22 protein-coding genes are annotated in these 23,283 nt (G+C 70.6%); 13 read left to right on the top strand and 9 right to left on the bottom strand.

Going from position 1 to position 23,283, the window contains the following annotated elements:
• The first annotated feature begins 63 nt into the window (after window positions 1-63).
• From M0L44_RS15450 to M0L44_RS15425, 6 genes are read left to right on the top strand one after another with little or no spacing between them, the layout of a single operon-like run.
• Window positions 64-1,335, top strand: a complete 1,272-nt coding sequence (locus M0L44_RS15450; protein WP_252770699.1) for a lipoprotein-releasing ABC transporter permease subunit — start codon at window positions 64-66, stop codon at window positions 1,333-1,335.
• Complete coding sequence (gene lolD, locus M0L44_RS15445; protein WP_252770698.1) at window positions 1,328-2,029, top strand: lipoprotein-releasing ABC transporter ATP-binding protein LolD; 702 nt, start codon at window positions 1,328-1,330, stop codon at window positions 2,027-2,029. Before M0L44_RS15450 ends, lolD begins: the two co-directional genes overlap by 8 nt.
• Window positions 2,030-2,040: 11 nt before the next feature.
• Window positions 2,041-2,859 (top strand): TatD family hydrolase, encoded by an 819-nt coding sequence (locus M0L44_RS15440; protein ID WP_252770697.1) that lies wholly within the window; start codon window positions 2,041-2,043, stop codon window positions 2,857-2,859.
• Window positions 2,860-2,864: 5 nt separating this feature from the next.
• Window positions 2,865-3,362, top strand: a complete 498-nt coding sequence (locus M0L44_RS15435) for a DNA-deoxyinosine glycosylase (RefSeq protein WP_252770696.1) — start codon at window positions 2,865-2,867, stop codon at window positions 3,360-3,362.
• Window positions 3,359-4,144 carry a spermine/spermidine synthase domain-containing protein gene (locus M0L44_RS15430; RefSeq protein ID WP_252770695.1) on the top strand — a complete coding sequence of 262 codons (786 nt, stop codon included), beginning with the start codon at window positions 3,359-3,361 and terminating at the stop codon, window positions 4,142-4,144. The genes M0L44_RS15435 and M0L44_RS15430 overlap by 4 nt, the downstream gene beginning before the upstream one ends.
• Window positions 4,145-4,156: 12 nt before the next feature.
• Window positions 4,157-5,968 carry a GspE/PulE family protein gene (locus M0L44_RS15425; protein WP_252770694.1) on the top strand — a complete coding sequence of 604 codons (1,812 nt, stop codon included), beginning with the start codon at window positions 4,157-4,159 and terminating at the stop codon, window positions 5,966-5,968.
• A 27-nt stretch (window positions 5,969-5,995) separates the two neighbouring features.
• Here M0L44_RS15425 and dsbG read toward each other — a convergent pair whose 3' ends face one another.
• Together dsbG and M0L44_RS15415 are read right to left on the bottom strand one after the other, a co-directional pair.
• Window positions 5,996-6,628 carry a thiol:disulfide interchange protein DsbG gene (gene dsbG, locus M0L44_RS15420; RefSeq protein WP_252770693.1) on the bottom strand — a complete coding sequence of 211 codons (633 nt, stop codon included), beginning with the start codon at window positions 6,626-6,628 and terminating at the stop codon, window positions 5,996-5,998.
• Complete coding sequence (locus M0L44_RS15415) at window positions 6,625-7,473, bottom strand: TlpA family protein disulfide reductase (protein WP_252770692.1); 849 nt, start codon at window positions 7,471-7,473, stop codon at window positions 6,625-6,627. The genes dsbG and M0L44_RS15415 overlap by 4 nt, the downstream gene beginning before the upstream one ends.
• A gap of 159 nt (window positions 7,474-7,632) precedes the next feature.
• On the opposite strand from M0L44_RS15415, the gene M0L44_RS15410 reads away from it, so the two are divergent.
• Window positions 7,633-8,541: a DMT family transporter gene (locus M0L44_RS15410; protein WP_252770691.1), complete on the top strand. Its 909-nt coding sequence runs from the start codon at window positions 7,633-7,635 to the stop codon at window positions 8,539-8,541.
• A 9-nt stretch (window positions 8,542-8,550) separates the two neighbouring features.
• Here M0L44_RS15410 and M0L44_RS15405 read toward each other — a convergent pair whose 3' ends face one another.
• Together M0L44_RS15405 and M0L44_RS15400 are read right to left on the bottom strand one after the other, a co-directional pair.
• Window positions 8,551-9,471 (bottom strand): DMT family transporter, encoded by a 921-nt coding sequence (locus tag M0L44_RS15405; RefSeq protein WP_252770690.1) that lies wholly within the window; start codon window positions 9,469-9,471, stop codon window positions 8,551-8,553.
• Window positions 9,472-9,482: 11 nt separating this feature from the next.
• A complete protein-coding gene (locus tag M0L44_RS15400) occupies window positions 9,483-11,378 on the bottom strand; it encodes a hybrid sensor histidine kinase/response regulator (RefSeq protein WP_252770689.1) in 1,896 nt (631 codons plus the stop codon).
• 140 nt (window positions 11,379-11,518) lie between these two features.
• Here M0L44_RS15400 and M0L44_RS15395 point away from each other — a divergent pair, with 140 nt between their 5' ends.
• The 3 genes from M0L44_RS15395 (at window position 11,519) to M0L44_RS15385 (ending at window position 13,641) form a co-directional block, all read left to right on the top strand.
• Complete coding sequence (locus M0L44_RS15395; RefSeq protein ID WP_252770688.1) at window positions 11,519-12,262, top strand: 2OG-Fe dioxygenase family protein; 744 nt, start codon at window positions 11,519-11,521, stop codon at window positions 12,260-12,262.
• A gap of 35 nt (window positions 12,263-12,297) precedes the next feature.
• Complete coding sequence (locus tag M0L44_RS15390; RefSeq protein ID WP_252770687.1) at window positions 12,298-13,368, top strand: 6-phosphofructokinase; 1,071 nt, start codon at window positions 12,298-12,300, stop codon at window positions 13,366-13,368.
• Between the two features lie 108 nt (window positions 13,369-13,476).
• The gene (locus M0L44_RS15385; RefSeq protein ID WP_252770686.1) at window positions 13,477-13,641 is read left to right on the top strand and encodes a DUF3149 domain-containing protein; all 165 of its coding nucleotides are present in this window, start codon (window positions 13,477-13,479) and stop codon (window positions 13,639-13,641) included.
• Between the two features lie 26 nt (window positions 13,642-13,667).
• On the opposite strand, the gene M0L44_RS15380 is transcribed toward M0L44_RS15385, so the two are convergent.
• Window positions 13,668-15,470, bottom strand: coding sequence for an ABC transporter ATP-binding protein (locus M0L44_RS15380; RefSeq protein ID WP_252770685.1), 1,803 nt, complete (start codon window positions 15,468-15,470; stop codon window positions 13,668-13,670).
• A complete protein-coding gene (locus M0L44_RS15375) occupies window positions 15,457-17,208 on the bottom strand; it encodes an ABC transporter ATP-binding protein (RefSeq protein WP_252770684.1) in 1,752 nt (583 codons plus the stop codon). The genes M0L44_RS15380 and M0L44_RS15375 overlap by 14 nt, the downstream gene beginning before the upstream one ends.
• Before the next feature lie 95 nt (window positions 17,209-17,303).
• On the opposite strand from M0L44_RS15375, the gene def reads away from it, so the two are divergent.
• Together def and M0L44_RS22125 are read left to right on the top strand one after the other, a co-directional pair.
• Window positions 17,304-17,843, top strand: coding sequence for a peptide deformylase (def, locus tag M0L44_RS15370; RefSeq protein WP_354004134.1), 540 nt, complete (start codon window positions 17,304-17,306; stop codon window positions 17,841-17,843).
• An 85-nt stretch (window positions 17,844-17,928) separates the two neighbouring features.
• Complete coding sequence (locus M0L44_RS22125; RefSeq protein ID WP_290429061.1) at window positions 17,929-19,863, top strand: DUF6600 domain-containing protein; 1,935 nt, start codon at window positions 17,929-17,931, stop codon at window positions 19,861-19,863.
• Between the two features lie 12 nt (window positions 19,864-19,875).
• Here the strand turns inward: M0L44_RS22125 and M0L44_RS15360 are convergent, their stop codons facing one another.
• Window positions 19,876-20,568, bottom strand: a complete 693-nt coding sequence (locus M0L44_RS15360) for an arylesterase (RefSeq protein WP_435526428.1) — start codon at window positions 20,566-20,568, stop codon at window positions 19,876-19,878.
• 18 nt (window positions 20,569-20,586) lie between these two features.
• Between M0L44_RS15360 and M0L44_RS15355 the strand changes: the two genes are divergently transcribed.
• Window positions 20,587-21,279 carry an ABC transporter ATP-binding protein gene (locus M0L44_RS15355; protein WP_252770683.1) on the top strand — a complete coding sequence of 231 codons (693 nt, stop codon included), beginning with the start codon at window positions 20,587-20,589 and terminating at the stop codon, window positions 21,277-21,279.
• A 15-nt stretch (window positions 21,280-21,294) separates the two neighbouring features.
• On the opposite strand, the gene M0L44_RS15350 is transcribed toward M0L44_RS15355, so the two are convergent.
• Window positions 21,295-22,224, bottom strand: coding sequence for a DUF808 domain-containing protein (locus M0L44_RS15350; RefSeq protein WP_252770682.1), 930 nt, complete (start codon window positions 22,222-22,224; stop codon window positions 21,295-21,297).
• 124 nt (window positions 22,225-22,348) lie between these two features.
• Window positions 22,349-23,149 carry a peptidylprolyl isomerase gene (locus M0L44_RS15345; RefSeq protein ID WP_252770681.1) on the bottom strand — a complete coding sequence of 267 codons (801 nt, stop codon included), beginning with the start codon at window positions 23,147-23,149 and terminating at the stop codon, window positions 22,349-22,351.
• Between the last annotated feature and the right edge of the window lie 134 nt (window positions 23,150-23,283).

Genomic DNA, 23,283 nt, shown 5'->3' with positions numbered 1-23,283 from the left:
ACCCGCAGATGCCGGTTGTCCCTCCCGCGGGGCCGATGCCCGCTGCGGGGTAGCATCACGCCCATGAGCTTTCTCACCCAGCTGCCCTACGAGTGGCAGATCGGCTGGCGCTACACCCGCGCCGGCCGCGCGGGCCGGCGCAACGGCTTCATCTCCTTCATCTCCTTTGTCTCGGTCATCGGCATCGCCTTGGGCGTGGCCGCGCTGATCATCGTGCTGAGCGTGATGAACGGTTTCCAGAAAGAGGTGCGCGACCGCATGCTGTCGGCCATCCCGCATGTGGAGTTGCTGTCGCCGGGGGGCGATGCGTTGCCCGACTGGCAGGCCCTGGCGCAACAGGCGAAGCAGCAACCGGAGGTGCAGGCCGCGGCGCCGTTCATTGCCGTGCAGTCGCTGCTGGCCCGGGGCGAGGACATGCGCGGCGTGATGGTGCGCGGCGTGGAGCCGGCCGACGAGGGCGGGGTGACCGACCTGGCGGCCCAGCTCAAGCGCGATGGCGTGCTGGACCGGCTGCAGCCTGGCGAATGGAAGATCGTGCTGGGCAGCGAACTGGCCCGCTCGCTGGGCGTGCGCGAGGGCGACCCCGTCACCCTGATCGCCCCTGGCGGCCAGGTCACGCCGGCCGGCGTGGCACCGCGCCTGAAGCAGTTCACCGTGGCTGGCGTGTTCACCGTCGGGCACTATGAATACGACAGCGCGCTGGCCCTGGTGAATCTGGACGATGCCGCAAGGCTGTACCGGGTGGGCGGCCCCACCGGCGTGCAGCTGCGTTTGAAGGACGTGCAGGACGCCCGCCGCGTGGGCGCCGACCTCAGCGTGCGCCTGGGCAACCAGGTGCTGGTGCGCGACTGGACCCGCACCAATGCCGCCTGGTACGACGCGGTGCAGATCGAGAAACGGATGATGGCCATCATCCTGACGCTGATCGTCGCGGTGGCGGCCTTCAACCTGGTGTCCACGCTGGTGATGACGGTGACCGACAAGCGGGCCGACATCGCCATCCTGCGCACCCTGGGCGCCAGCCCGCGCTCCATCATGGGCATCTTCGTCGTGCAGGGCGCGGCGGCCGGGGTGATCGGCACCCTGGCCGGCGTCAGCCTGGGCCTGCTGGTGGCCTTCAACATCGACGTCATCGTGCCGGCCATCGAGCACCTGCTGGGCGTGCACTTTCTGCCCGGCAGCGTCTACCTGATCAGCCGCATGCCCAGCGATCCGCAGGCCGGCGACATCGTGCCCATCGCCTGCATTTCGCTGGCCCTGGCCTTCCTGGCCACCCTGTACCCCAGCTGGCGCGCCAGCCGGGTCAACCCCGCGGAGGCCCTGCGCTATGAGTGACCTGATCCTGGAAGCCACCGGCCTGCACAAGCGCTATGTGGAGGGCCCGCTGGACGTGCACGTGCTGCGCGGCGTGGACCTGCAGGTGCGCGCAGGCGAGACCCTGGCCATCGTCGGCGCCTCGGGCTCGGGCAAGAGCACGCTGCTGCACCTGCTGGGCGGGCTGGACGCGCCCAGCCAGGGCGCGGTGACGCTGATGGGCAAGCGCCTGGACACGCTCAGCGCGACGGAGCAGGGCGTCTGGCGCAACCGGCACCTGGGCTTCGTCTACCAGTTCCACCACCTGCTGCCGGAGTTCAGCGCGCTGGACAACGTGGCCATGCCGCTGCGCATCCGCCGCGAGAGCGTGGCCACCGCCCATGCCGCCGCTCGCGAGGCCCTGGCCGCGGTGGGCCTGGGCGAGCGGGTGCTGCACCGGCCGTCCGAACTCTCCGGTGGCGAGCGCCAGCGGGTGGCCCTGGCGCGTGCGCTGGTGGCGCATCCGGCCTGCGTGCTGGCCGACGAGCCCACCGGCAACCTGGACCGCGAGACGGCCGACCGCGTGTTCGACCTGATGCTGGGCCGCACCCGGGAAAAGGGGCTTGCCTTTGTGCTGGTGACGCACGATGCTGCGCTGGCCGCGCGCTGTGACCGCGTGGTGCGCATGCAGGCCGGGCAGTTGCTGGCCGCGCCGACGCCGGCCGAGACCGTCTGAACGCCTGCCCGATGTGGATCGACACCCACTGCCACCTGGACGCTGCCGAATTCGACCCCGACCGTGAGGCGGTGCTGGCACGTGCCCGCGAAGCCCGGGTGTCGATGCAGGTGCTGCCGGCGGTGGAGGTCGCCAATTTCGACGCGGTGCGCACGCTGGCCCACCAGCATGGCCTGAGTTACGCGCTGGGCATCCACCCGATGTACGTGGACCGGGCCGCCGACGATGACCTGGACCGGCTGACGGACGCGCTGGCGAAGCACCAGGATGACCCGCGCCTGGTGGCGGTGGGCGAGATCGGCCTGGACCATTTCGTGCCGGACCTGGACCGTGCCCGGCAGGAGCGCTTCTACCTGGCCCAGCTCAAGCTGGCCCGGCGCTTCGGCCTGCCGGTGCTGCTGCATGTGCGGCGCTCGGCCGATGCCCTGCTCAAGGGCCTGCGTCGTTTCGAAGGCATCGCCGGCATCGTCCATGCCTTCAATGGCAGCGCGCAGCAGGCCCATGCCTTCGTGCGCCGGGGTTTCGTGCTGGGCTTCGGCGGGGCCATGACCTTCGACCGTTCGCTCAACATCCAGGCCCTGGCCGCCGAGCTGCCGGCCCACGCCCTGGTGCTGGAGACCGATGCGCCGGACATCCCGCCCCAGTGGCTCTACCGCACCGCGGCCCAGCGGGCAGCGGGTGACCGCAGCCGCAACGAGCCCGGCGAACTGCCGCGCATTGCCCGCACCCTGGCGGGCCTGCGCGAGTGGACCTTGGCCGAGACGGCGCTGATCACCAGCACCAACGCCTGCACGGCCCTGCCGCGGCTCAAGCCGCTGTTGGGGTGCTGATCGGCATGCTGACGGGTTTCCCGCCGGTGGCCGATGGGGGCACGCGCCTGCTGGTGTTGGGCAGCTTTCCCAGCGTGGCCTCTCTGCAGGCCCAGCAGTACTACGCCCATCCGCGCAACCAGTTCTGGCCGCTGCTCTCGGCCTTGTTCGGCCTGGACCTGAAAGCCATGCCCTACGCCGAGCGGGTCGCGGCCGTGCAAGCGCGTGGCCTGGGCATCTGGGACGTCTATGCGGCCTGCCTGCGCGAGGGCAGCCTGGACAGCGCCATCGAGCAGGCCGAGTACAACGACTTCGCTGGCCTGATCGCCCGGCTGCCGCAACTGCGTGGCATCGCCCACAATGGCGGGGAATCGGCCCGGGCGCGGCGTTTCACCGCCTCGTTCGGGTTGCCCGTGTACCGCTTGCCCTCCACCAGCCCGGCCAATGCCAGCTGGTCCTTCGAGCGCAAGCTCGCCGCCTGGCGCGAGGTGTTCGCCCAGTGCGGCCTGCTGCCCACCGCATGACGACCAAGAAGAACCGCGAGAGCCGCACCGACGACATGGTCGGCGCCACGATGTCCGAGCTCGATGGCGTGCGCTACCTGCACCTGGATTCCATCTGGGTGCAGGGCGCCATGCGCATCAGCAAGCCCTACCAGCTGGAGCTGGAGTACATCCAGCGCATGATGGCCTGGCTGCTTTGGCGCCCGCAGGACGAGGTGACCGAAGGCCAGGTGGTGCAGTTGGGGCTGGGCGCGGCCGCGCTTACCAAGTTCTGCCACAAGGTGCTGCGCATGCCGACCACCGCGGTGGAGCTCAACCCCACCGTCATCCACGCCTGCCGGCTGTGGTTCCGCCTGCCCGACGACGACCAGCGCCTGAGCGTGGTGAACGAGGACGCTGCCCGCTGGGTGGCCGACCCGGCCCACCGCCACACGGTGCAGGCGCTCAACGTGGACCTCTACGACCACGAGGCCGCCGCCCCGGTGCTGGACGACGAGGACTTCTACGCCCACTGCCGCGATGTGCTGGACGAGGGGGGCCTGATGACCGTGAACCTGTTCGGCCGCGACGCCAGCTTCACCCGCAGCGCCGGGCGCATTGCCCGCGTCTTCGGGCTGGACCAGGTCTGGAGCCTGCGGCCCACCAAGGAGGGCAACACCGTCATCGTGGCAGCCCGCCATGTAAAGGTGCCCGACCGGGAGGAATTGACCGCCCGCGCCGCTAACATCGAAGCGCGCTTCGGCCTGCCGGCACGCAAGTGGCTGCGCATGGTGCGCCCGCTGGATCCGGCCGTTCTGGGCTGAGCGTCCCGTGCCATGACCGTTGCCGCCCCTTCGCCTTCCGAACGTCCTCACACCGCGCCACGCGGCAAGCTGGACATGCGCCACCTGCTCAAGTGGCTGCGCGACGACGGGGCCCTGGCGGCTGACGAGGCCGACCGCCTGCTGCGCCGCTTTGCCCAGACCGGCTCCAGCCTGCATCCGCTGCAGCGCCTGGGCGGTGTGGGCCTGAAGGACGCGCGCAGCGGCCAGACCCTGGACACCGAGCACCTGACCGCGTGGCTGGGGGATCGCTTCGGCCTGCCGGTCATGCGCATCGACCCGCTGCGGGTGGAGGCCAGCCGGGTGCAGGAGGTGATGTCCCAGGCCTACGCCGAAAGCCGCCACGCGCTGCCGGTGCTGGTCACGCCCACCGAGATCACCATCGTCACCTGCGAGCCCTTCGCGGTGGAGTGGGTGCCCGAGATCGAGGCCCACACCCGTCGGCGCATCAAGCTGATGCTGGCCCCGCCCGACGAGATCGCCCGCTACACCACCGAGTTCTACCAGCTGGCCCAGAGCGTGCGCGCCGCGCGCAAGACCAACGCCGAGAGCGCGCTGGCCAACAGCTTCGAGCAGCTGGTGGACCTGAAGTCGCGCGACAACCTGGACGCCAACGACCAGGGCGTGGTGCAGATCGTCGACTGGCTGTGGCAGTACGCCTTCGAGCAGCGCGCCAGCGACATCCACCTGGAGCCCCGGCGTGACACTGGCGCCATCCGCTTTCGCATCGACGGCGTGCTGCACACCGTGCACCGCGTGCCCGCGCCGGTGATGGCGGCGATGACGGCCCGCATCAAGCTGCTGGGCCGCATGGACGTGATCGAGAAGCGCCGCCCGCAGGACGGCCGTATCAAGACCCGCCGCCCCGAGGGGCTGGCCGGTGGCGGCGAGGTGGAGATGCGCCTGTCCACGCTGCCCACCGCCTTCGGCGAGAAGGTGGTGATGCGGATCTTCGATCCGGGCACGGCCGACAAGCCTTTCGACGCGCTGGGCTTCTCGCCCGACGAGGCCCGCCGCTGGCGCGCGCTGATCGGCCAGGCCCACGGCATCATCCTGGTGACCGGCCCGACTGGCTCGGGCAAGACGACCACGCTCTATTCCACGCTCAAGAAGCTGGCCACCGAGGAGGTCAACGTCTGCACCGTGGAGGACCCGATCGAGATGATCGAGCCGGCCTTTAACCAGACCCAGGTGCAGCCCTCGGTGGAGTTGAGCTTTGCCGAAGGTCTGCGGGCGCTGATGCGGCAGGACCCGGACATCATCATGGTCGGTGAAATCCGCGACCTGGAGACGGCCGAGATGGCCATCCAGGCGGCGCTGACCGGCCATCTGGTGTTTTCCACCCTGCACACCAACGACGCGCCCTCGGCCATCACCCGGCTGGTGGACCTGGGCGTGCCGCCTTACCTGATCTCCGCCACGGTCATCGGTGTGCTGGCCCAGCGCCTGGCCCGCACCCTGTGCCCGCAGTGCAAGCAGCCCGATCCCTCCCTCTCGGCCGAGGACCTGAGCCTGCACGCCAAGCCCTGGGGCCTGGCCGGCCCGTTGCGGGTGCACAAGGCCGTGGGCTGCCCGGCCTGCCGCGGCACCGGCTACCGCGGCCGTGCCGCGCTCTACGAGTTGATGGAGGTCAGCGAGCCAGTGCGCCAGGCCATGCACCCCCAGCTGGACCTGGCCCGGCTGCGTCGCCAGGCCGGCGAGGAAGGGCTGCTGCCCTTGCGCGTGGCCGGCCTCACCAAGGTGGCGCAGGGATTGACCTCGCTGGAAGAGGTGCTGCGCTGCACGCCGCGCTGGGACAGCGAGTGAGCCGGCGCCGGGCGCCGCAGGGGCGGGTCAGCGCGGGCCCATGGCCTCGTTCAGGGTGCGCGGCGTGACGCCGGTGCGCGCCTGAAGCGCGCCGTTTTCGTCACGCCAGACCACCGCTGGCGTGGCCTGCAGTCCCAGGGCCTGCATCAGGCGGGCATTGGCTTCCAGCCGGGCCCCCAGTGCCGCGGGCACCACGGCCAGGGGTCGCAGCCCCTGGTTCGACAGGGGATGGGGGTGACCCGAGGCCAGCGCCCGGGCCGTGGCCTCGACCTGCCCGGCCTCGTAGCTCGCCAGCGCCGCCGCCGGATTGGGTGCGCCCAGCAGGGCCGCCGCCTTGCCGGGGCTTTCCGGCGTCAGGATGCCCACGATGACATGCCGCAGCTGCACCTTGCCGGCCTGCACCCAGGGCCGCGCATCGGCCCAGAACTTGTTGCAGTAGGGACAGTTGGGGTCGGTGAAGACATAGACCACCCGGCGTGCGCCGATGCTGCCATCGGCGATCCAGCTGCTGTTCTGGAGCAGGGGCAGCAACTGATCGGCCGAGGCCGTCGCAGCGAGGCCGGACGCCGGTGAGGCACTGGCGATGGCCGCCAGTGCCAGCAGGGCGCGGCGGGTGAGCGCCCCGGACAGAGCAGGGGTGGGAAGACGGTGTGTTGTCATGGCGATGGTGTTGAGGGCGGCGTGGATGGGGGCGATGGCGGGCCGAGTGCGCCGAGCTTGTCGGCCAGCGTGGCGGGAGAGAGCTCACCGATGCGCTGCGTCACCACCTGGCCCTGCGTGTCCAGGAAGAGGGTGGTGGGCAGGGCACGCTGGCCCAGACGGGCCCCCAGTTCGGAGCGCGGGTCGATGAGCACCTGATCCAGGTGCAGGCCCTGGCTGGCCAGGTAGGCCTGGACGGTGGCGGCCGACTCGCCCTGGTTCACGAAGACGAAGCGCACGCCGGGGTAGCGGGACTGGGCCGCGGCCAGCACCGGCATCTCGCGGCGGCAGGGCGGGCACCAGGTGGCCCACAGGTTCACCACGGTCGGCTGCCCCCGGAACTGGGCCAACGCCACCGGCTGGTTCTGCAGATCGTTCAGGGTGAGTGCGGGCAGCTGCGGGTCTGTCGGTCTTTGCCACAGCAGCAGCCCGCTGCCCACCAGCCAGACCAGGCTGGCTGCGCCCACCGAAGCCAGCAAGGGCCGGCGCAACGGCGGATGCCGTTGCACCCACCAGGCCGTGGCAATCCAGCCGGCGATCAGCCCGGCCTGGGCGTTCCAGCCGCCATCGCGGATGTCGATGAGCCGCCACGGCTCCCCCAGGTACAGCCCGCGGTAGGGCCAGACGAAGGCCAGCCGCGCGGCCAGCAGGGCCAGCAGGAGCACGCGGAAGGCCTGGGCCTCGGGATCAATGCCCTGCGCCCGGCCGACCCGGCGCCCCAGGGTGTTGCCTGCCAGGACGGCCAGCACCATCAGCAGGAGGGCCCAGGGCAGGGTGAAGGGGCCGATCTGGAGGCTGCTGCTCATGGGGACCAGGGTCTGGTGGGGAAGATGCGGGGTGGGGTATGGGTGGAGTGTGCCTGCGGGCCGCAAGTTCCCCACGGTGAAGCCTGGCGTGCCATTCCACGAAGGGTGGAGAGGCGTGGCGACCGGCCGCGCGGGACCGAAGCTGCGAAGATGCCGCCCATGACACTGCACACCTCCAGTGGCACAGCCCGCCAGGCCGACTGGCGCGGGCTGGCCCTGGCCGCCCTGGGCGCCATCGCGTTCTCGGGCAAGGCCATCATCGTCAAGCTGGCCTACCGGCACGGCGTCGACGCGGTCACCCTGATCATGTACCGCATGCTGATCGCGCTGCCGCTGTTCCTGCTGCTGGCCTGGTGGGCCGGGCGCGGCAAGCCCGCGCTGAGCCACCGCGACCGCACGGCGGTGCTGGCCCTGGGCTTTTCCGGCTACTACCTGGCCAGCCAGCTGGATTTCATGGGCCTGGCCTACATCAGTGCCAGCCTGGAGCGGCTGATCCTCTACCTCGGTCCCACCATCGTGATGGCCATCTCGGTGCTGTGGTTCAAGCGCCGGGTCACGGGCCGGCAATGGGCTGCGGCCGGGCTGAGCTACCTGGGCACCATGCTGGTCTTTGGCCATGAGGCGGCCGACCAGGGGACCCACGCCGTGTTGGGGGCCGCGCTGGTGTTCGGCAGCGCGGTCAGTTATGCGCTCTACATGGTGGGCAGCGGCGAGGTGGTGGGCCGGCTGGGCTCGCTGCGCCTGACCGGGCTGGCCTCCAGCGTGGCCTGCGCCTTCTGCCTGCTGCAGTTCCTGCTGCTCAAGCCGATGTCGGCCGCCCTGGTGCCTGCGCCGGTGCTGTGGCTGTCGCTGCTCAACGCCACCGCCTGCACGGTGGCGCCGGTGCTGATGGTGATGATGGCCATCGAGCGCATCGGCGCGCCGCTGACGGCGCAGATCGGGATGATCGGCCCGCTGAGCACCATCGGCATGGGCATCGTGCTGCTGGGCGAGCCCTTCACGCCGCTGCTCCTCGTGGGCACCGCCCTGGTGATGGGCGGCATCTGGCTGCTGGCCCGCTGGCGTTGAGCGCGGCGTTCAGCGCTCGCGCGAGGAGATGACGATGCCGCCGACGATGAGGCCGAAGGCGGCCGCGTGGTACCAGTGCGGCGCTTCGCCCAGCAGGGCGGCGGACATCAACGCCGCGAACAGCGGCGTGAGGTTGATGAAGAAGGCGGCAATGGCCGGCCCCACCGTGGCAACGCCCTGGCCCCAGCAGTAGTAGGCGATCAGCGAGGGGCCGATGGCCACATAGGCCAGGATGGCGAAGACGGCCGGGCTCCAGTGCCACTGGGCATCGGCCACCACGGTTTCCACGCCGGTGGCCGCCGCACACCAGACCAGGCCGAAGCCGATCTGCAGCGACAGGAACTCGGCCCAGCCCCAGGCCGGCCTTTCCGGTGGGCGCATCGAGGCGGGCGGGCGGGCCAGCATCCAGCTGTACAGGCACCAGCTGAACATGGCCAGCAGCATCAGCAGATCGCCCGGCGAGAAGCGCAGAGTCAGCAGGCGCTCCGGCTCGCCATGGGCGATGACCAGGGCCACGCCCAGCAGCGACAGGGCCGCGCCCAGCAGGTCCTGGCGCCGGGGCTGCACGCCGTAGAGCACCGCGCCGATGCCCAGCATCCACACCGGGGAGCTGGCGGCGATCAGCGTGACATTCAGCGGCGTGGAGGTGTGCAGGGCCAGGTACTGCAGTGCGTTGTAGCTGCCCATGCCCAGGAGGCCCAGGCCGGACAGGTAGGGCCAGCGCGCGCGCAGGGCGGCACGGTCACGCCAGGCTGCCCGGCCCAGCGGCCACAGCAGGGCGAAGGCCAGCAGCCAGCGCACGAAGTTCAGGGCCACCGGGGGCACGGCGCCCACCGCCAGGCGGCCCACCACGGCATTGCCCGCCCACAGCAGGGGTGGCAGGGTGAGCAGCAGGGCGGTGCGCAGCGACAGCGGCTGGTGAGTCGACATGGGGCGGGCCGTCAGCGGCCGGAAGCATCGAAAAGGGCGCCCAGTGTCTGACGAAACGCGGAAAAGTCCAGCGGCTTGGTCCAATAGGCCGAGAAACCCTGGGCCAATGCCGCCTCGATGTCGCTGGGCAGGGCATTGGCCGACAGGGCGATGCAGGGGATGTCCCGCGTCTGCGGATCGGCCCGCAGGCGCTGCAGCACCTCGCTGCCATGCAGGTCGGGCAGCTGCATGTCGGTCAGGATGAGTCGGGGGCGCAGCTCGCGGGCCAGGCGCAGGCCGCTCAGCGCATCAGGGGCGCCCACGAAGCGCACCCCCGGTTGGCGGGCCACCAGCTCGGCGACGATGGTCATGTTGACCGGGTTGTCTTCGATGTAGAGCAGGCAAGGCAGTTCGGCCTGGGCGGGGGGCGGCGCGGCGGGCGCGGGTTCGGGCAGCACATCGTCCTGCACCGCTGGCAGGCGGACCTCAAAGGTGCTGCCCTGGCCGGGCTGGCTGTGCACCCGGATCTCGCCGCCCATGCGTCCCACCAGGGTCTTGACGATGGCCAGCCCGATGCCCACGCCATCCACGTCGGCCGCGCTGGCTGGCAGGCGGTGGAAGGGCTCGAAGGCCTGGCTCTGCGCCTCGGCCGGCATGCCGATGCCGCTGTCGCTGACCGACAGCAGCACCTCCCGACCTTCCTGGTGGGCCCGCACGGCCACCCAGCCACCATCCCGATTGTACTTGATCGCGTTGGTCAGCAGGTTGATCAGCACCTGCCGCAGGCGCACCGGGTCGCCGCGGGCCAGAAGGCCGGCTGGCACATCCACCCGCCAGTCGATCTGCTTCTGGGCGGCCTGGGCCTCCACCATCGGACGGGCGGATGCCAGCACCTCGGACAGGTCCACCGGGGTCTGCGGCGCCTGGCTGACCGAGGCTGGCTGCGGTTGCGCCAGCTCCAGCACATCGTTGATGAGCGACAGCAGGTGCACGCCGGCGTGCTCGATCTGCTGCAGCTGCTTCTGCCGCTCCACCGCGGCCATGCGGTCGTGGTCGGCCAGCAGCAGCTGGGTGAAGCCCAGGATGGCGTTCAGCGGGGTGCGCAGTTCGTGGCTGAGGCGGGCCAGCAGCTCGGACTTGGCCTCGCTTTCGCGCTGGGCCAGTTCACGGGCGTGGCGCTCTTCCAAGGCGCGGTGGGCGTCGGTGACGTCCCAGTTCACGCCCATCTGCTGGATGGGCAAGCCCTGGTCGTCGCGCACCACCAGCCGGCGCGAGGCCAGCCAGTGCACCGAGCCATCGGGCCAGACGACGCGGAACTCGTGCTGGCCTTCGCGTGCGGTGACGCTGTCCTGCAGGCGGCGTTCTGCCCAGAGGCGGTCGTCGGGATGAACCCAGGCGAGCATCTCTTCGTAGTTGGGGGCTTCCGGCCGAGGGGGGCGACCGCGCAGTGCCCACATCTGGGCGTCCCATTGGTGGGCGCCGGTGGCGATGTCTCGCACCCAGGTGCCCATGCCCACCCCGCGGGCCGCCAGCGCGATCCGGTCGCTGGCGGTTTTGAGTTCGCTGGCCAGGCGCTGCTGCTGGGTGACATTGAAGGCGATGCCCTGGAGGATGCGGGGGCGCCCCTGTTCGTTGCCTTGCACGATGCGCCGGGTCAGCAGGTGGACCCAGTGTCCATCCTCCCCCCGCACCCGCAGGGTGACGTCCACCGGCCCGTGGGTGGCCAGGCTCAGGGCATTCGCCTCGCGCAGGGCCAGCAGGTCGTCCGGGTGCACGCGGTTGGTGAATTCATGCACGGCCCAGCCGTCCGTCTGGGTGGGCAGGCCCAGCAGGTGATAGCCTTGCTGGTCGGTGCTCAGCAGGCCGGTGTCCAGGTCCAGCTGCCAGGTGATCACCCCCGCCAGATCGTTGATCAGGCGAGGGTCCACGGGCGAGTGATCGCCAGAGGGTGGCTTCTCGCGGGAACCAGAGGGCAGGGCATTGTTCGACACCTTGAAACGGTAGCACGGGCCGGTCCGATCCCGATGTCTGCCGGCTGTCGCAGTGCCCGAAGCGCGACAATCTGCACATGATGCTTGCTCCTGCGTTGACCCCGCTGTCGGGTCTGGACGCGACCCTGGCCGCCCAGGGCTTCGCGGTGCTGAATGCCCACGGACTGGGCGAGATGCTGTCGGCCCCGCCCGAGGCGCTGGCCGCCTGGCCGGCCTACTGGGACCGCCTGCCGGCCGACGGCTACCTGCGCGACGGCGGCCGCTACCGGCGCCGGCGCCACAGCTGCTTCATCGTCGAAGGCCAGGCGGTGACCCAGGTGCCGCACCGGCCGCACTGGCAGCCGGTGTCCTACAACGCCCTGCATGGCGGCATCCAGCGCCACTTCGAGCCGATCGAACCCTCGCTGGTGGCCGACCCGCTGTGGTCGCGCTGGCTCGCGGGCATGGCTGCTCGGGCCTCGGCCCTGCGCGGGTCACGGACCTGGTATGTCGAAGCCCACCCCTTCCGCATCGACACCACCGACGGCATCGGCCGGCCCACGCCCGAAGGCGCCCACCGCGATGGCGTGGATCTGGTCACCGTGACCCTGATCAGCCGCGTGGGCATCAAGGGCGGCGAGACCCGGGTCTTCGAGGCCCAGGGCACCGCCGGCCAGCGCTTCACGCTCAGCGAGCCCTTCAGCACCCTGCTGCTGGACGACGAGCGGGTGATCCACGAATCCACCCCGATCCAGCCGCTGGACCCGGCGGTGGGCGGGCATCGCGACACCCTGGTGCTGACCTTCCGCTCGGGCGGTTTCCAGGGGCCGGAGAACAGCTGAGCCGTGCCGTCACGGTGCCGGTGTATCGTTGAAAAATGCACATCGGTATCCTGACTGGCGGTGGTGACTGCCCCGGACTCAACGCGGTGATCCGGGCGGTCACCCTGGCTCTGATCAACGAGGCGGGGGCCACCGTCACCGGCATCGAAAGGGGCTTTCTGGGCCTGTGCCGGCCGGCCATGCGGCCGCTGCGCGTCCCCGACGTGGAAGGCATCCTGTCGCTGGGCGGCACCATCCTGGGCACGCACAACCGCTGCGATCCCTTCCACTATTTCGGTGCCAACGGGGGCGATGTCTCGGCCCAGGCGGTGGCCACCCTCCAGCGCGAGGGCATTGATGGCCTGGTGGTGATCGGCGGCGACGGCACCATGGTGATTGCCGAGGGCTTCGCCCGCCTGGGCGTACCGGTGGTGGGCGTGCCCAAGACCATCGACAACGACCTGATGCACACCGACCGCAGCTTCGGCTTCGACAGCGCGGTGGCGGTGGTGGCGGAGTCGCTGGACCGGCTGGCCACCACGGCCAAGAGCCATGGGCGCGTGATGATTGCCGAGACCATGGGCCGCTACGCCGGCTGGATAGCGCTGGAAGGCGGCATGGCCGGTGGCGCCGATGTGATCCTGCTGCCCGAGCTGCCGTTTTCGGTCGAGGCCGTGGCCGAGGTCTGCCGCCTGCGCGAGGCCCGCGAGGGCGACACCCTGATCTGCATTGCCGAAGGGGCCCACGCCCTGAACCAGGAGCAGGTGGTGCGCGCCCGGCTGGCCGACAGCCCGGAGCCTGTGCGCCTTGGCGGGGTGGGACAGTGGCTGGCCCAGGCCCTGCAGCCGCTGGTGGGCAGCGAGGTGCGCAGCACCCAGCTGGGCCATGTGCAGCGGGGGGGCTCGCCCACGCCCTTCGACCGTGTGCTGGCCACCCGCTTTGGCTACCACGCGGCGCAGCTGGTCCGTCAGGGACAGTTCAACCGCATGGTGGTGCTGCAGGGGGATGTCTGCACCAGCGTGCCGCTGGCCAGCGTGGCCGGGCGGAGCCGTCAGGTGCCGCTGGACCACCCGCTGCTGGCCGCCGCCAAGGGGCTGGGCTTGTCGCTGGGGCAGCCTGCCGTCTGATCATGATCAAACGCCCGTGCTGCGGGCTCCCGGAATTTGCGCTGGCGCAGAAAGATCCTCGGGGCCTCGGTGTCTCATGGCGACACCAACCCACCCGAGGAGATTCACATGCACGCACTGCGCGACTTCTTCACGACCGACTATGGCCTGATGAGCGCGGCCGGCATCCTGTTCATGCTGGGCATGCTGGGCTACTACGTCTACTACTTCATCCATCACATGCATGTGGATGAAAAGGCCGAGCAGGCCCGTCTGGCCGCCGCCGGCAAGTGAGCTGACGCAGCCGGTCACCGACCGGCTCAGGCAGAGGCTTCGTTCTCTGCCGCCAGTTGCTGCAGTTCGACCAGACGGCGGTAGATGCCGTCGTCCAGGGCCATCAGGGCTTCATGCGGCCCCAGTTCGGCCACACGGCCGTGCTGCAGCACCACGATGCGGTCGGCATCGCGGATGGTCGACAGCCGGTGGGCGATCGAGATGATCGTCAACTGGCCGTGCAGCGCGGCGAGCGCCCGCTGCACCACCTGTTCGGTCTCGCTGTCGATGTGCGAGGTCGCCTCATCCAGCAGCAGGATGCGCGGGCGCACGGCCAGCGCACGGGCGATGGCCAGCAACTGCTTTTCACCCACCGCCAGGCGGGCACCGCCTTCGCCCAGCACCGTGTCATAACCCTGTTCCAGCCGGGCGATGAAGCCCGCCGCACCGGCGGCCTCGGCGGCGGCCTGGATCTGGGCGTCGGTCAGCGGACGGCCCATCGCGATGTTCTCGCGCACCGTGGCCGCCAGCAGGAAGGGCTCCTGCGGCACCAAGCCCACTGCGTCGCGGAAGGCCTCTTCGTCCAACGAGGCGAGGGGTTGCCCGTCGATGCACAGTGCACCCTGGGTGACGGGATAAAAGCGCAGCAGCAGCGACAGCAGCGTCGATTTGCCGCTGCCGGTGGGCCCGACGATGCCGATGAACTCGCCGGGCGCGATGCGCAGGTCCACCTCGCGCAGCACCGGTGCGCCTTGGCCATAGGCAAAGTTCAGCCGGCGGATGTCCACCTCACCGGCCGTGACCCGGCCCTGCGCCCGCGGGCGTGCGGCCTGGGCCTCGTCCAGCAGGGTGTTGACCCGGGCCGCGGCGATCACCGCCTGCTGCAGTTGCGAGAACTGCATGGTCATCTGGATCAGCGGCTCCACCACCCGGCCGATGTAGGCCACGAAGGCGTAGACCACGCCCACCTCGACCGTGCTGAGCTCCCCGCCGGCCTCGCGCAGGCCGAAGACCGCGATGACCATGGCCAGCATCAGCACATTGAGCAGGTCCAGTGCCGGGCGCAGCAGAAAGGCGTTGGCCCGCAGTTCGACCCGCCGCGAGGCGTAGTGCGCCAGGTTCACCTGGGCGTAGCGGGCCTCGTAGCGCGCCGCCGCCCCGCTGGCCTGCAGCACCGCCATGCCGGCGATCGATTCGGCCGCCTGGGCGTTCAGGCTGCTGCGCAGCTCGCGGGTGCGGGCCACCGCGGGGGCGGAGATGCGCTGGTAGACGTAGACGATGGCGAAGACCGCCGGCACCAAGGTGGCCACGATCAGCATCAGGCGCCAGTCCAGCAGCGTCATGGTCACCAGCACGCTCAGCAGCATGATGACCGCGTCCAGCATCACGAACAGCACCTGCACATAGAGCTGCTTGACCGCCTCGGTGTCGTTGGTGACGCGGCTGACCAGCTGGCCGGTGATGGCCGTGTCGAAGAAGGCCATGGGCAGGCGCAGCACGTGGCCATAGACCGCTTCGCGGATGCGTTGCACCGAGCGCATGGCCACACCGGCCAGGCGGCTGAGCTGGCCGTAGCGCAGCAGGCTGGCGATGCAGCCGGCCACCAGGGTCCCCAGCAGCAGACCCAGCATGGCGCCCAGCCCGGGCTGGTGGGGCACCAGGTGGCGGTCGATGAAGGCCTTGCCCAGCACCGGCCCCAGCGCGTCCAGCGCTGCAGCCAGCAGCAGCCACAGCAGGCCCCAGCCGATGGGCCGGGCTTCGGGGCGGGCGGCCTGCCAGAGCAGGGCGGCGGCCTTGCGCGCCACGCCGTCCTGGAAGGGCGATGCGGAGGCGGCGTCAGGCTTGGTCAAGCGAGGTCTCCAGTTGCTGGATGCGCCACTGGTGGGCGTACCAGCCGGCCTGCACGCCTTTGGCCAGCAGGGTTTCGTGCGTGCCCAGCTCGGCCAGTTGGCCCTGGCGCAGCACGGCGATGGCGTCGGCATCCATCACCGCCGAGAGCCGGTGGCTGACCACGATCACCGTGCGGCCCTGGCGCTGGGCGCGCAGGTGCTGCAGGATGCGGTGCTCGGTCTCGGTGTCCACTGCCGAGAGCGCGTCGTCCAGCAGCAGCAGCGGGGCGTCAGCCAGCAGGGCCCGGGCGATGGCCACGCGCTGCCGCTGGCCGCCGGACAGGGTGACGCCGCGCTCGCCCACCGGGGTGGCGTAGCCCTGGGGCAGGCGCTCGATGTCCTCATGCACCGCGGCCAGCCGCGCAGCCGCCTCGATCTCGGCCGGGCTGGCATCGGGGCGTCCCAGGGCGATGTTCTCCGCCACGCTGGCCGAGAAGAGGATGGGCTCCTGCGGGACCCAGGCGATGCCGGCGCGCAGGGCCTCCAGCGTGTAGTCCGCCAGCGGCACGCCGCCCCACCGGATCTGTCCCGACTGGGGCATCCATTGCCGAAGCAGCAGGCGGATCAGCGTGCTCTTGCCGGCGCCGGTCGGGCCGACAAGGCCCAGAGTGCTGCCCTGGGGGATGTCCAGATCCAAGGCCGACAGGGCCGCGCGGGTGCTGCCGGGGTAATGCAGGCTCACGGCGCGCAGCTGCAGGCCACCGGGACGCACCGGCGCCACCGCGCCGTCGTCGTCGATGGCCAGGGGCTCTTCCAGCACCGTGCTCAGCCGGCCCCAGGCGGCGCGGCCGCGTTCCCACAGGGCCAGCACCCAGCCGGCCGCAAACATGGGCCACACCAGTTGGCCCAGGTACAGGCCGAAACTGGTGAGCTGGCCGATGGTCAGCTCACCCTGCCAGACCAGCCAGCCGCCCAGGCCCAGGGAGAGCGCATTGGCCAGCGCCAGGGTCATGCCCACGGCCGGCTCGTAGCGAGCCTCCCAGCGCTGGGAGAGGTAGCTGGCATCGGCCGCCTCACCCGCCAGTTGACCAAAGCGGGTGCTGCTGCGGGCTTCCAGGCCCAGGGCGCGCAGGGTGCGCACGCCGGACAGGGTTTCCTGGACATGATCGTTGAGCGCCCCGAAGCGCTCCAGCGCCAGGCGCGAGGCGTCATGCACCCGGGTGGAGATCCACCAGAAGGCAGTCGCCATGAAGGGGAAGGGCAGCAGGGCCACCGCGGCCAGGCGCCAGTCCACCGCCAGGGCCATGGTGCCGGCCACCATCACCAGGGTCAGTGTGCCGTCGAAGCCGGCCAGCACGGCCTCGCCCGAAGCCATCTCCACCGCGTCCACGTCGTTGGTGGCCAGGGCCATCAGATCGCCGGTGCGCCGCGTCTGAAAGAAGCGCGGGCCCTGCAGGGCCAGTCGCTCGTACAGCCGCGCGCGCAGCTCCACCCCCATCTGGTAGGCCGCACCGAAGAGCTGCAGTCGCCACGCCACACGCAGGCCGTAGATCACCACGCCGGCCAGCAGCAGGCGCCCCAGCTCCCAGACCAGGGTGGCGCGGTCCAGCCGGTGCTGCACCAGGGCGTCCACCAGGTGGCCGATCTGGCGCGGCAGCCAGACCGTCAGCAGGGCGATCCCGACCAGCGTCAACCCGGCGCTGGCGTAGGCCCAGGCATGGCGACGGACGAAGGCGATGATCAGGCGGGCGAGCGACATGGGTGGAACCGGGCATTCTAGGCAGGGCGCGCGACAATCTGTCGTGGCGGAGGCCCGTCCTCCCCACCTTGCCGCCACCTGAATGAGGACAGCCTGTGCCCGCACGTGAGATCTTGAAGATGGGCGATGCCCGCCTGCTGCGGGTCGCCCAGCCCGTGTCGGCCTTCGGCACGCCCGAATTGCAGGCCCTGATCGCGGACATGCGCGAGACCATGGCGGCCGCCGGTGGCGTGGGCCTGGCGGCCCCCCAGATCGGCATCGACCTGCAACTGGTGATCTTCGGTTTCGAGCGCAGCGAGCGTTACCCGGATGCCGCGCCGGTGCCCTACACCGTGCTGCTCAACCCCCTGATCACGCCAGACGAGGCCGCCGGCGAGGAAGACGGCTGGGAAGGCTGCCTGTCGGTGCCTGGCCTGCGGGGGCAGGTGCCGCGCTGGAAGCGCATCCGCTACCAGGGTGTGGACCCGCAGGGGCAGCCCATCGACCGCTGGGCCGAGGGCTTCCATGCCCGGGTGGTGCAGCACGAGTGCGACCACCTGATCGGCCGGCTCTATCCGACGCGCATGCGGGACCTGCGTCAGCTCGGCTTCACGAGCGTGCTGTTTCCCGGCCTGGACCCGGCCTCGGATGATTGAGCGTCCACCGGACTCCGGCCTGACGGGAGCAAGGTCATTGGGACTTCCCCGTCAGCCGGCGAGCCGGCTGGCGCGTTGCTGTGGCATGAGCAAGCTTTTCTCATCATGGTGTGTCCGGGTGTGGCTGGGGCTGACCCTGGCGGCCGGCATGGTGGCTGCCCAGGCCGCCGGTGACCCTCCCGGTCGCGTGGGCCGGCTGGCGGAACTGGACGGCAGCGGTTGGCTGCAGCAGGGTGGGCAGGGCGAATGGGCCGGCCTGCAGCGCAATCAGCCGCTCACCACCGGTGACTGGATCAGCACCGACCCGGGCAGCCGTGCCCGGGTGGAGATCGGCTCCACCGTGCTGCGCCTGGATGGTGGCACGGTGCTGCAGGTGCGCCGGCTGGACGATGCGCGCATCGACCTCTGGTTGCAGTCCGGTGCCGTGTCGGCTCGCATCCGCCAGCCGGAGGTGATCCGCGAGTTCTCGCTGAACTGGGCCCAGGGCAGTCTGCAGCCCACCGGCACCGGGGCCTATGTGCTGAGGCTGGATGACGAGGGCGCGCGCCTGAGCGTGCTGGCCGGGGAGGGGCGCTTCAACAGCCCCGTGCGCAGCTTCAATCTGCGGGCCGGGCAATCGGTTGCGTTGGCCCAGCAGCCGGGCAGCCGGCAACTCGACATCACCTGGACGGACCTGCCACAGGACCGCTTCGTGGGTTGGGTGCAGGACGAGGATCTGCGCAACGACTGGGCCCGCGACAACCCGCCGGTCTCCAACGAGATGACCGGCGCGGGCGATTTGGACCGCTATGGCCGCTGGGAGCAGCACCCCGACTATGGGGCGGTGTGGCAGCCGATGGTGGTGAGCGCCGGTTGGGCACCGTACCGCTACGGCCGCTGGCTCTGGGTTGCTCCCTGGGGCTGGACCTGGGTGGACGACGCGCCCTGGGGCTTTGCCCCCTTCCACTACGGCCGTTGGGTCTACTGGGGTACCCGCTGGGTCTGGGTGCCTGGCAGCTATGTGCGCCGGCCGGTCTATGCGCCGGCCCTGGTGGGCTGGGTGGGCGGCCCGGGCTGGAGCGTCTCGGTCAATGCCGGCCCGCCCACGGTGGGCTGGGTGCCGCTGGCGCCGATGGAGCCCTTCGTGCCGGCCTATGTCTACACGCCGGTGTACTACCAGCGGGTCAACCCCTGGCGTCCGCCGCTGGTTCGCTATCCCTTGGCGGCCGGGACCATCGACTACCGCAACCGCCTGGCCCCGGGTGGGGCGACCTGGGTGCCCGCCCAGGTGGTGCAGGCCCAGCAGCCGGTGTGGCGGGCGGTGCGTCCGCACGATGACGAGGACCGGGGCCGTGGCCCGCTGGTGCCGGTGGCGCCGCCGTCTCGGCCCGTGGGGCCGCTGCCGGGACAGGGCGCTGACCATGGCGGCCGCGCAGTGCCCACACCGGGCTGGGGCCACGTGCCAGTGCAGCCGGTGCAGGCGCTGCAGCCCGTGCCGACCTCGCCTTCCGTGCCCCGTTCGCCTGCACCTGGGGCAGACGACGGTGGGCCCGATGGGCGCCGGCACCCTCTGCCGGTGAGGCCGCAGCCGGGGAACTCCGCACCCGTCACGCCCCGACCGCAGACACCCGTTCCGATGCCGGTGCCGCAACCCATGCCACAACCTGTGGTGCCACCCACGCCAGCCCGGCAACCCGCGTGGCCCGGGGCCGTGCAGGAGCAGCGCCCCCATGCGCCGAGCCCGACGCCGCGCTTCCAGGCGCCGTCAAGGGATGACGCCGTCGAGGGTGAAGGACGCGGTGGTGGCTATCGGCCGCCGGCCGCCATGCCCCAGCCGGTGCGGCCCGTGCCAGAGCCGCGCCAGCCAGAGCCTCAGCCGCGTGCCGTGCCCCCCGCGCCACATCAGCCTGCCATGCCGGCCTACCAGCCCGCACCGGTGCGGCAGGCGCCACCCGGTGCCGAACGGGGAGACCCGCACGGCGGCGGCAGGCGGCCTGGGCCGCAGGACGAGGACAAGCGCCGCGACAACAACCAGCGCTGAGCGGATGCGGCCTCAGCGCAGCAGCGGCTGCAGCGCAGGCCAGACGTTGTCCAGCAGGAGGGGATGGGCCTTGGCCAGAGGGTGGATGCGGTCGGCCTGGAACCAGGCATCGGCATCGGGCCGGTCGGCCACGCCCTTGAGCAGGAAGGGCACCAGGGTGGCCTTGTGCTGCCGGGCCACCTCGCTGAACACCGCGGCGAAATCCCGCGTGTAGGCCGCCCCGTAGTTGGGCGGCACCTGCATGCCGGCCACCAGCACCTTGGCGCCCTGGGCCTGAGCCTGGGCGACCATCTGGTCCAGGTTGTCGCGGGTGCTGGCCAGCGGCAGGCCGCGCAGTGCGTCGTTGCCGCCCAGCTCGATGATCACCACCTTCGGCCGATGCTGTTTCAGCAGGGCGGGCAGGCGGCTGCGGCCACCGGCCGTGGTGTCGCCGCTGATGCTGCCGTTGACCACCAGCCAGGGGCGTGGCGCCTTGGCCAGACGCTCGCCCAGCAGCGCCACCCAGCCGCTGCCACGGGCCAGGCCGTACTCGGCCGACAGGCTGTCGCCCAGCACCAGCAGCGTGGGCTTCTGGGCGGCTTCGGCGGCCCCTGCATGGGCCTGCCAGGGCAGGGCGCAGGCCAACAGGCTACAGTGCAGCAGCCATTGCCGACGCCCGACTGGCAGCACCGGCTTCACGTCCGGTGCGGTTCTCTTGTCTGACACGCCCTTGTCCTTCATTCCATGACCCCAGCCATCATCGCCGTCGAGCACCTCGCCAAGCGGGTGAGCGACGCCACCGGGACTCTGACCATTCTCCACGACATCAGTTTCACGCTGCAGGCCCGGGAATCCGCGGCCATCGTGGGGGCCTCGGGCTCGGGCAAGAGCACATTGCTGGGCCTGCTGGCCGGGCTGGACGTGCCCAGCGAGGGCACGGTCAAGCTCGATGGCGAGGACTTGTTCGCGCTGGACGAGGATGCCCGCGCCGCCCTGCGGGCTCGGGCCCTGGGCTTCGTGTTCCAGAGCTTCCAGCTGCTGGCCAACCGCACGGCGTTGGAGAACGTGATGCTGCCGCTGGAGCTGGCAGGCCGGCGCGATGCCCGTGCCGCTGCCACCGACATGCTTCAGCGTGTCGGGCTGGGTCAGCGCCTGAGCCACTACCCGCGGCTGCTGTCCGGCGGCGAGCAGCAGCGGGTGGCCTTGGCCCGGGCCTTCGTGGTGCAACCCAAGGTGCTGCTGGCCGACGAGCCCACGGGCAGCCTGGACCATGCCACCGGCGAGAAGGTGATGGAGCTGATGTTCGAGCTCAAGCGCGAGCGCGGGACCACCCTGGTGCTGGTGACCCACGACCGGGGCATTGCTGCCCGCTGCGACCGGCAGTTGCTGATCGACGCCGGCCGCCTGGCGGCCCAGGGCGAAACCCTGAGCGTCTGATCGGCGGCCGAGGGGTCAGTGCGCGGCGCGCCCGCGCAGGCGGGCCACCAGGTTCACCACCGCCAGCACCAGGCCGCCAGCGACCACCCCGATCAGGGCCGGTGCCAGCAGCCCGGCCACGGCGTTCAGCCAGCCAGGCAGCGCCTGGGTGAGCGCCAGCACGCCGTGGTGCAGGAAGGGCCAGCCGTGCACCAGGATGCCCCCGCCCACCAGGAACATGGCAGCCGTGCCCAGCACGCTGAGAATCTTCATCAGCCAGGGCGCGGCGCCCAGCAGCAGCCGGCCCAGGTTGCGCAGACCGCGCCAAGTGGCGCCGTCGCCTTGCAGACGGGCCAGCGCCAGGCCGGCGTCGTCCAGCTTGACGATGGCCGCCACCAGGCCGTAGACCCCGATGGTCAGGACGACGGCCACCAGGGCCATCACGCCGAACTGGGTGAGCAGCGTGGCCCCGGCCACGCTGCCCAGGGTGATGGCGATGATTTCGGCCGAGAGGATGAAGTCGGTGCGGATGGCGCCGCGGATCTTGTCTTTCTCCAGCGCCACCAGGTCCACCGAGGGGTCGGACAGGGCCTCGGTCAGTGCGGCATGCTCGGCGCCTTCCTCGGTGCCATGGCGCAGCCGGTGCCACACCTTCTCGAAACCTTCGAAGCACAGGTAGGCACCGCCGACCATCAGCAAGGGGGTGACCAGCCATGGCGCCAGGGCGCTGATGGTCAGGGCCGCCGGCACCAGGATGGCCTTGTTGACCAGCGAGCCCTTGGCCACGGCCCAGACCACCGGCAGCTCGCGGCTGGCGTCCACACCGTGGACCTGCTGGGCATTGAGCGCCAGGTCGTCGCCCAGCACGCCAGCCGTCTTCTTGGCGGCCACCTTGGTCAGCACCGACACGTCGTCAAGGACGGTCGTGATGTCGTCGATCAGGGCGAGCAGGTTGGCAGCGGCCATGGTGGCAGAGGTGAAAGTGAGATGGCGAGATGCTAACCGGCCCGTGCGGCGGGCCCCGCGGCTGCACCAAATGAACAAGGCACCCGAAGGTGCCTTGTCGTCAGAGGCTCAGGGCCTGGGAAGCTTATTCGCCAGCCGAGAACTTGTAGTCGGTCTTGGCGGCGTTCTTCAGGTCTTCCTGGTACTTCTGCAGGGCGGCCTGGGCCAGGCGTTGCATGATCTGCGGCTTGACTTCCTCGAAGGCCGGGAACTTGGCTTCGCGGGTGTCTTCCAGCTTGATGATGTGCCAGCCGAACTGGGTCTTCACCGGGGTCTGGGTGTACTCGCCCTTCTTCAGCGCGGCCAGGGCCTGGCCGAATTCCGGCACATAGGTCTCGGGCTTGGCGAAGTCCAGGTCACCACCGTTCTCGGCCGAGCCCGGATCCTTGGAGTTCTTCTTGGCGAGTTCCTCGAAGCTGGCGCCACCCTTGATCTGCTCGATCAGCTTCTTGGCTTCGTCCTCGGTCTCCACCAGGATGTGGCGAGCGTGGTACTCGGTGCCGGACGAAGCCACTTTGATCTTCTCGTATTCGGCCTTGGCGTCGGCTTCAGAAGGCTGATGCTTCTTCTGGTAGTCGGCGAACAGCTCACGGATCAGCACGGTCTGGCGCAGCAGTTCCAGCTGGGCCTTGAAGTCGGCGCTGGCGGGGATGCCGGCCTTCTCGGCGGCCTGGGCGAAGATCTCGCGCAGCACCACTTCGTCGCGGGCACGGGATTCCATCTCCGGGGTGACCGGCTGGCCGCTGCGGTTGGCCTGTTGCAGCAGGGTGTTCACGCGCGCCTTGGGCACCGGCTTGCCATTGACGATGGCAACGTTCTGGGCCTGGGCCGCCAGCGGCAGGATCACGGCCAGGGCCGCCAGCAGGACAGTGGACTTCAGCTTCATGGTGGATGTCGCCTTTCGGGGGACTCGTGTCGTCAGGAACAGGAATGACGGGAAGGAAGAGGGAGAGGGCGCGAAGCGAAACGGCGGGTTGACGTGAGGCACACGTGAAGGCCGTCCGATGCCTGTGGCGCCCC

The organism is Ideonella oryzae (genome assembly GCF_024055665.1).
In the GTDB taxonomy this organism is placed as follows: Bacteria; Pseudomonadota; Gammaproteobacteria; order Burkholderiales; family Burkholderiaceae_C; genus Ideonella; species Ideonella oryzae.
The sequence above is the reverse complement of the archived record's forward strand: the minus strand, read 5'-3'. Positions and strand labels throughout refer to the sequence as shown.

Bases quoted from the DNA above. Each gene is read 5' to 3' on its own strand.
- M0L44_RS15450 (WP_252770699.1), top strand. From the start codon at position 64: ATGAGCTTTCTCACCCAGCTGCCCTACGAGTGGCAGATCGGCTGGCGC.
- lolD (WP_252770698.1), top strand. From the start codon at position 1,328: ATGAGTGACCTGATCCTGGAAGCCACCGGCCTGCACAAGCGCTATGTG.
- M0L44_RS15440 (WP_252770697.1), top strand. From the start codon at position 2,041: ATGTGGATCGACACCCACTGCCACCTGGACGCTGCCGAATTCGACCCC.
- M0L44_RS15435 (WP_252770696.1), top strand. From the start codon at position 2,865: ATGCTGACGGGTTTCCCGCCGGTGGCCGATGGGGGCACGCGCCTGCTG.
- M0L44_RS15430 (WP_252770695.1), top strand. From the start codon at position 3,359: ATGACGACCAAGAAGAACCGCGAGAGCCGCACCGACGACATGGTCGGC.
- M0L44_RS15425 (WP_252770694.1), top strand. From the start codon at position 4,157: ATGACCGTTGCCGCCCCTTCGCCTTCCGAACGTCCTCACACCGCGCCA.
- dsbG (WP_252770693.1), bottom strand. From the start codon at position 6,628: ATGACAACACACCGTCTTCCCACCCCTGCTCTGTCCGGGGCGCTCACC.
- M0L44_RS15415 (WP_252770692.1), bottom strand. From the start codon at position 7,473: ATGAGCAGCAGCCTCCAGATCGGCCCCTTCACCCTGCCCTGGGCCCTC.
- M0L44_RS15410 (WP_252770691.1), top strand. From the start codon at position 7,633: ATGACACTGCACACCTCCAGTGGCACAGCCCGCCAGGCCGACTGGCGC.
- M0L44_RS15405 (WP_252770690.1), bottom strand. From the start codon at position 9,471: ATGTCGACTCACCAGCCGCTGTCGCTGCGCACCGCCCTGCTGCTCACC.
- M0L44_RS15395 (WP_252770688.1), top strand. From the start codon at position 11,519: ATGATGCTTGCTCCTGCGTTGACCCCGCTGTCGGGTCTGGACGCGACC.
- M0L44_RS15390 (WP_252770687.1), top strand. From the start codon at position 12,298: ATGCACATCGGTATCCTGACTGGCGGTGGTGACTGCCCCGGACTCAAC.
- M0L44_RS15385 (WP_252770686.1), top strand. From the start codon at position 13,477: ATGCACGCACTGCGCGACTTCTTCACGACCGACTATGGCCTGATGAGC.
- M0L44_RS15375 (WP_252770684.1), bottom strand. From the start codon at position 17,208: ATGTCGCTCGCCCGCCTGATCATCGCCTTCGTCCGTCGCCATGCCTGG.
- M0L44_RS22125 (WP_290429061.1), top strand. From the start codon at position 17,929: ATGAGCAAGCTTTTCTCATCATGGTGTGTCCGGGTGTGGCTGGGGCTG.
- M0L44_RS15355 (WP_252770683.1), top strand. From the start codon at position 20,587: ATGACCCCAGCCATCATCGCCGTCGAGCACCTCGCCAAGCGGGTGAGC.
- M0L44_RS15350 (WP_252770682.1), bottom strand. From the start codon at position 22,224: ATGGCCGCTGCCAACCTGCTCGCCCTGATCGACGACATCACGACCGTC.
- M0L44_RS15345 (WP_252770681.1), bottom strand. From the start codon at position 23,149: ATGAAGCTGAAGTCCACTGTCCTGCTGGCGGCCCTGGCCGTGATCCTG.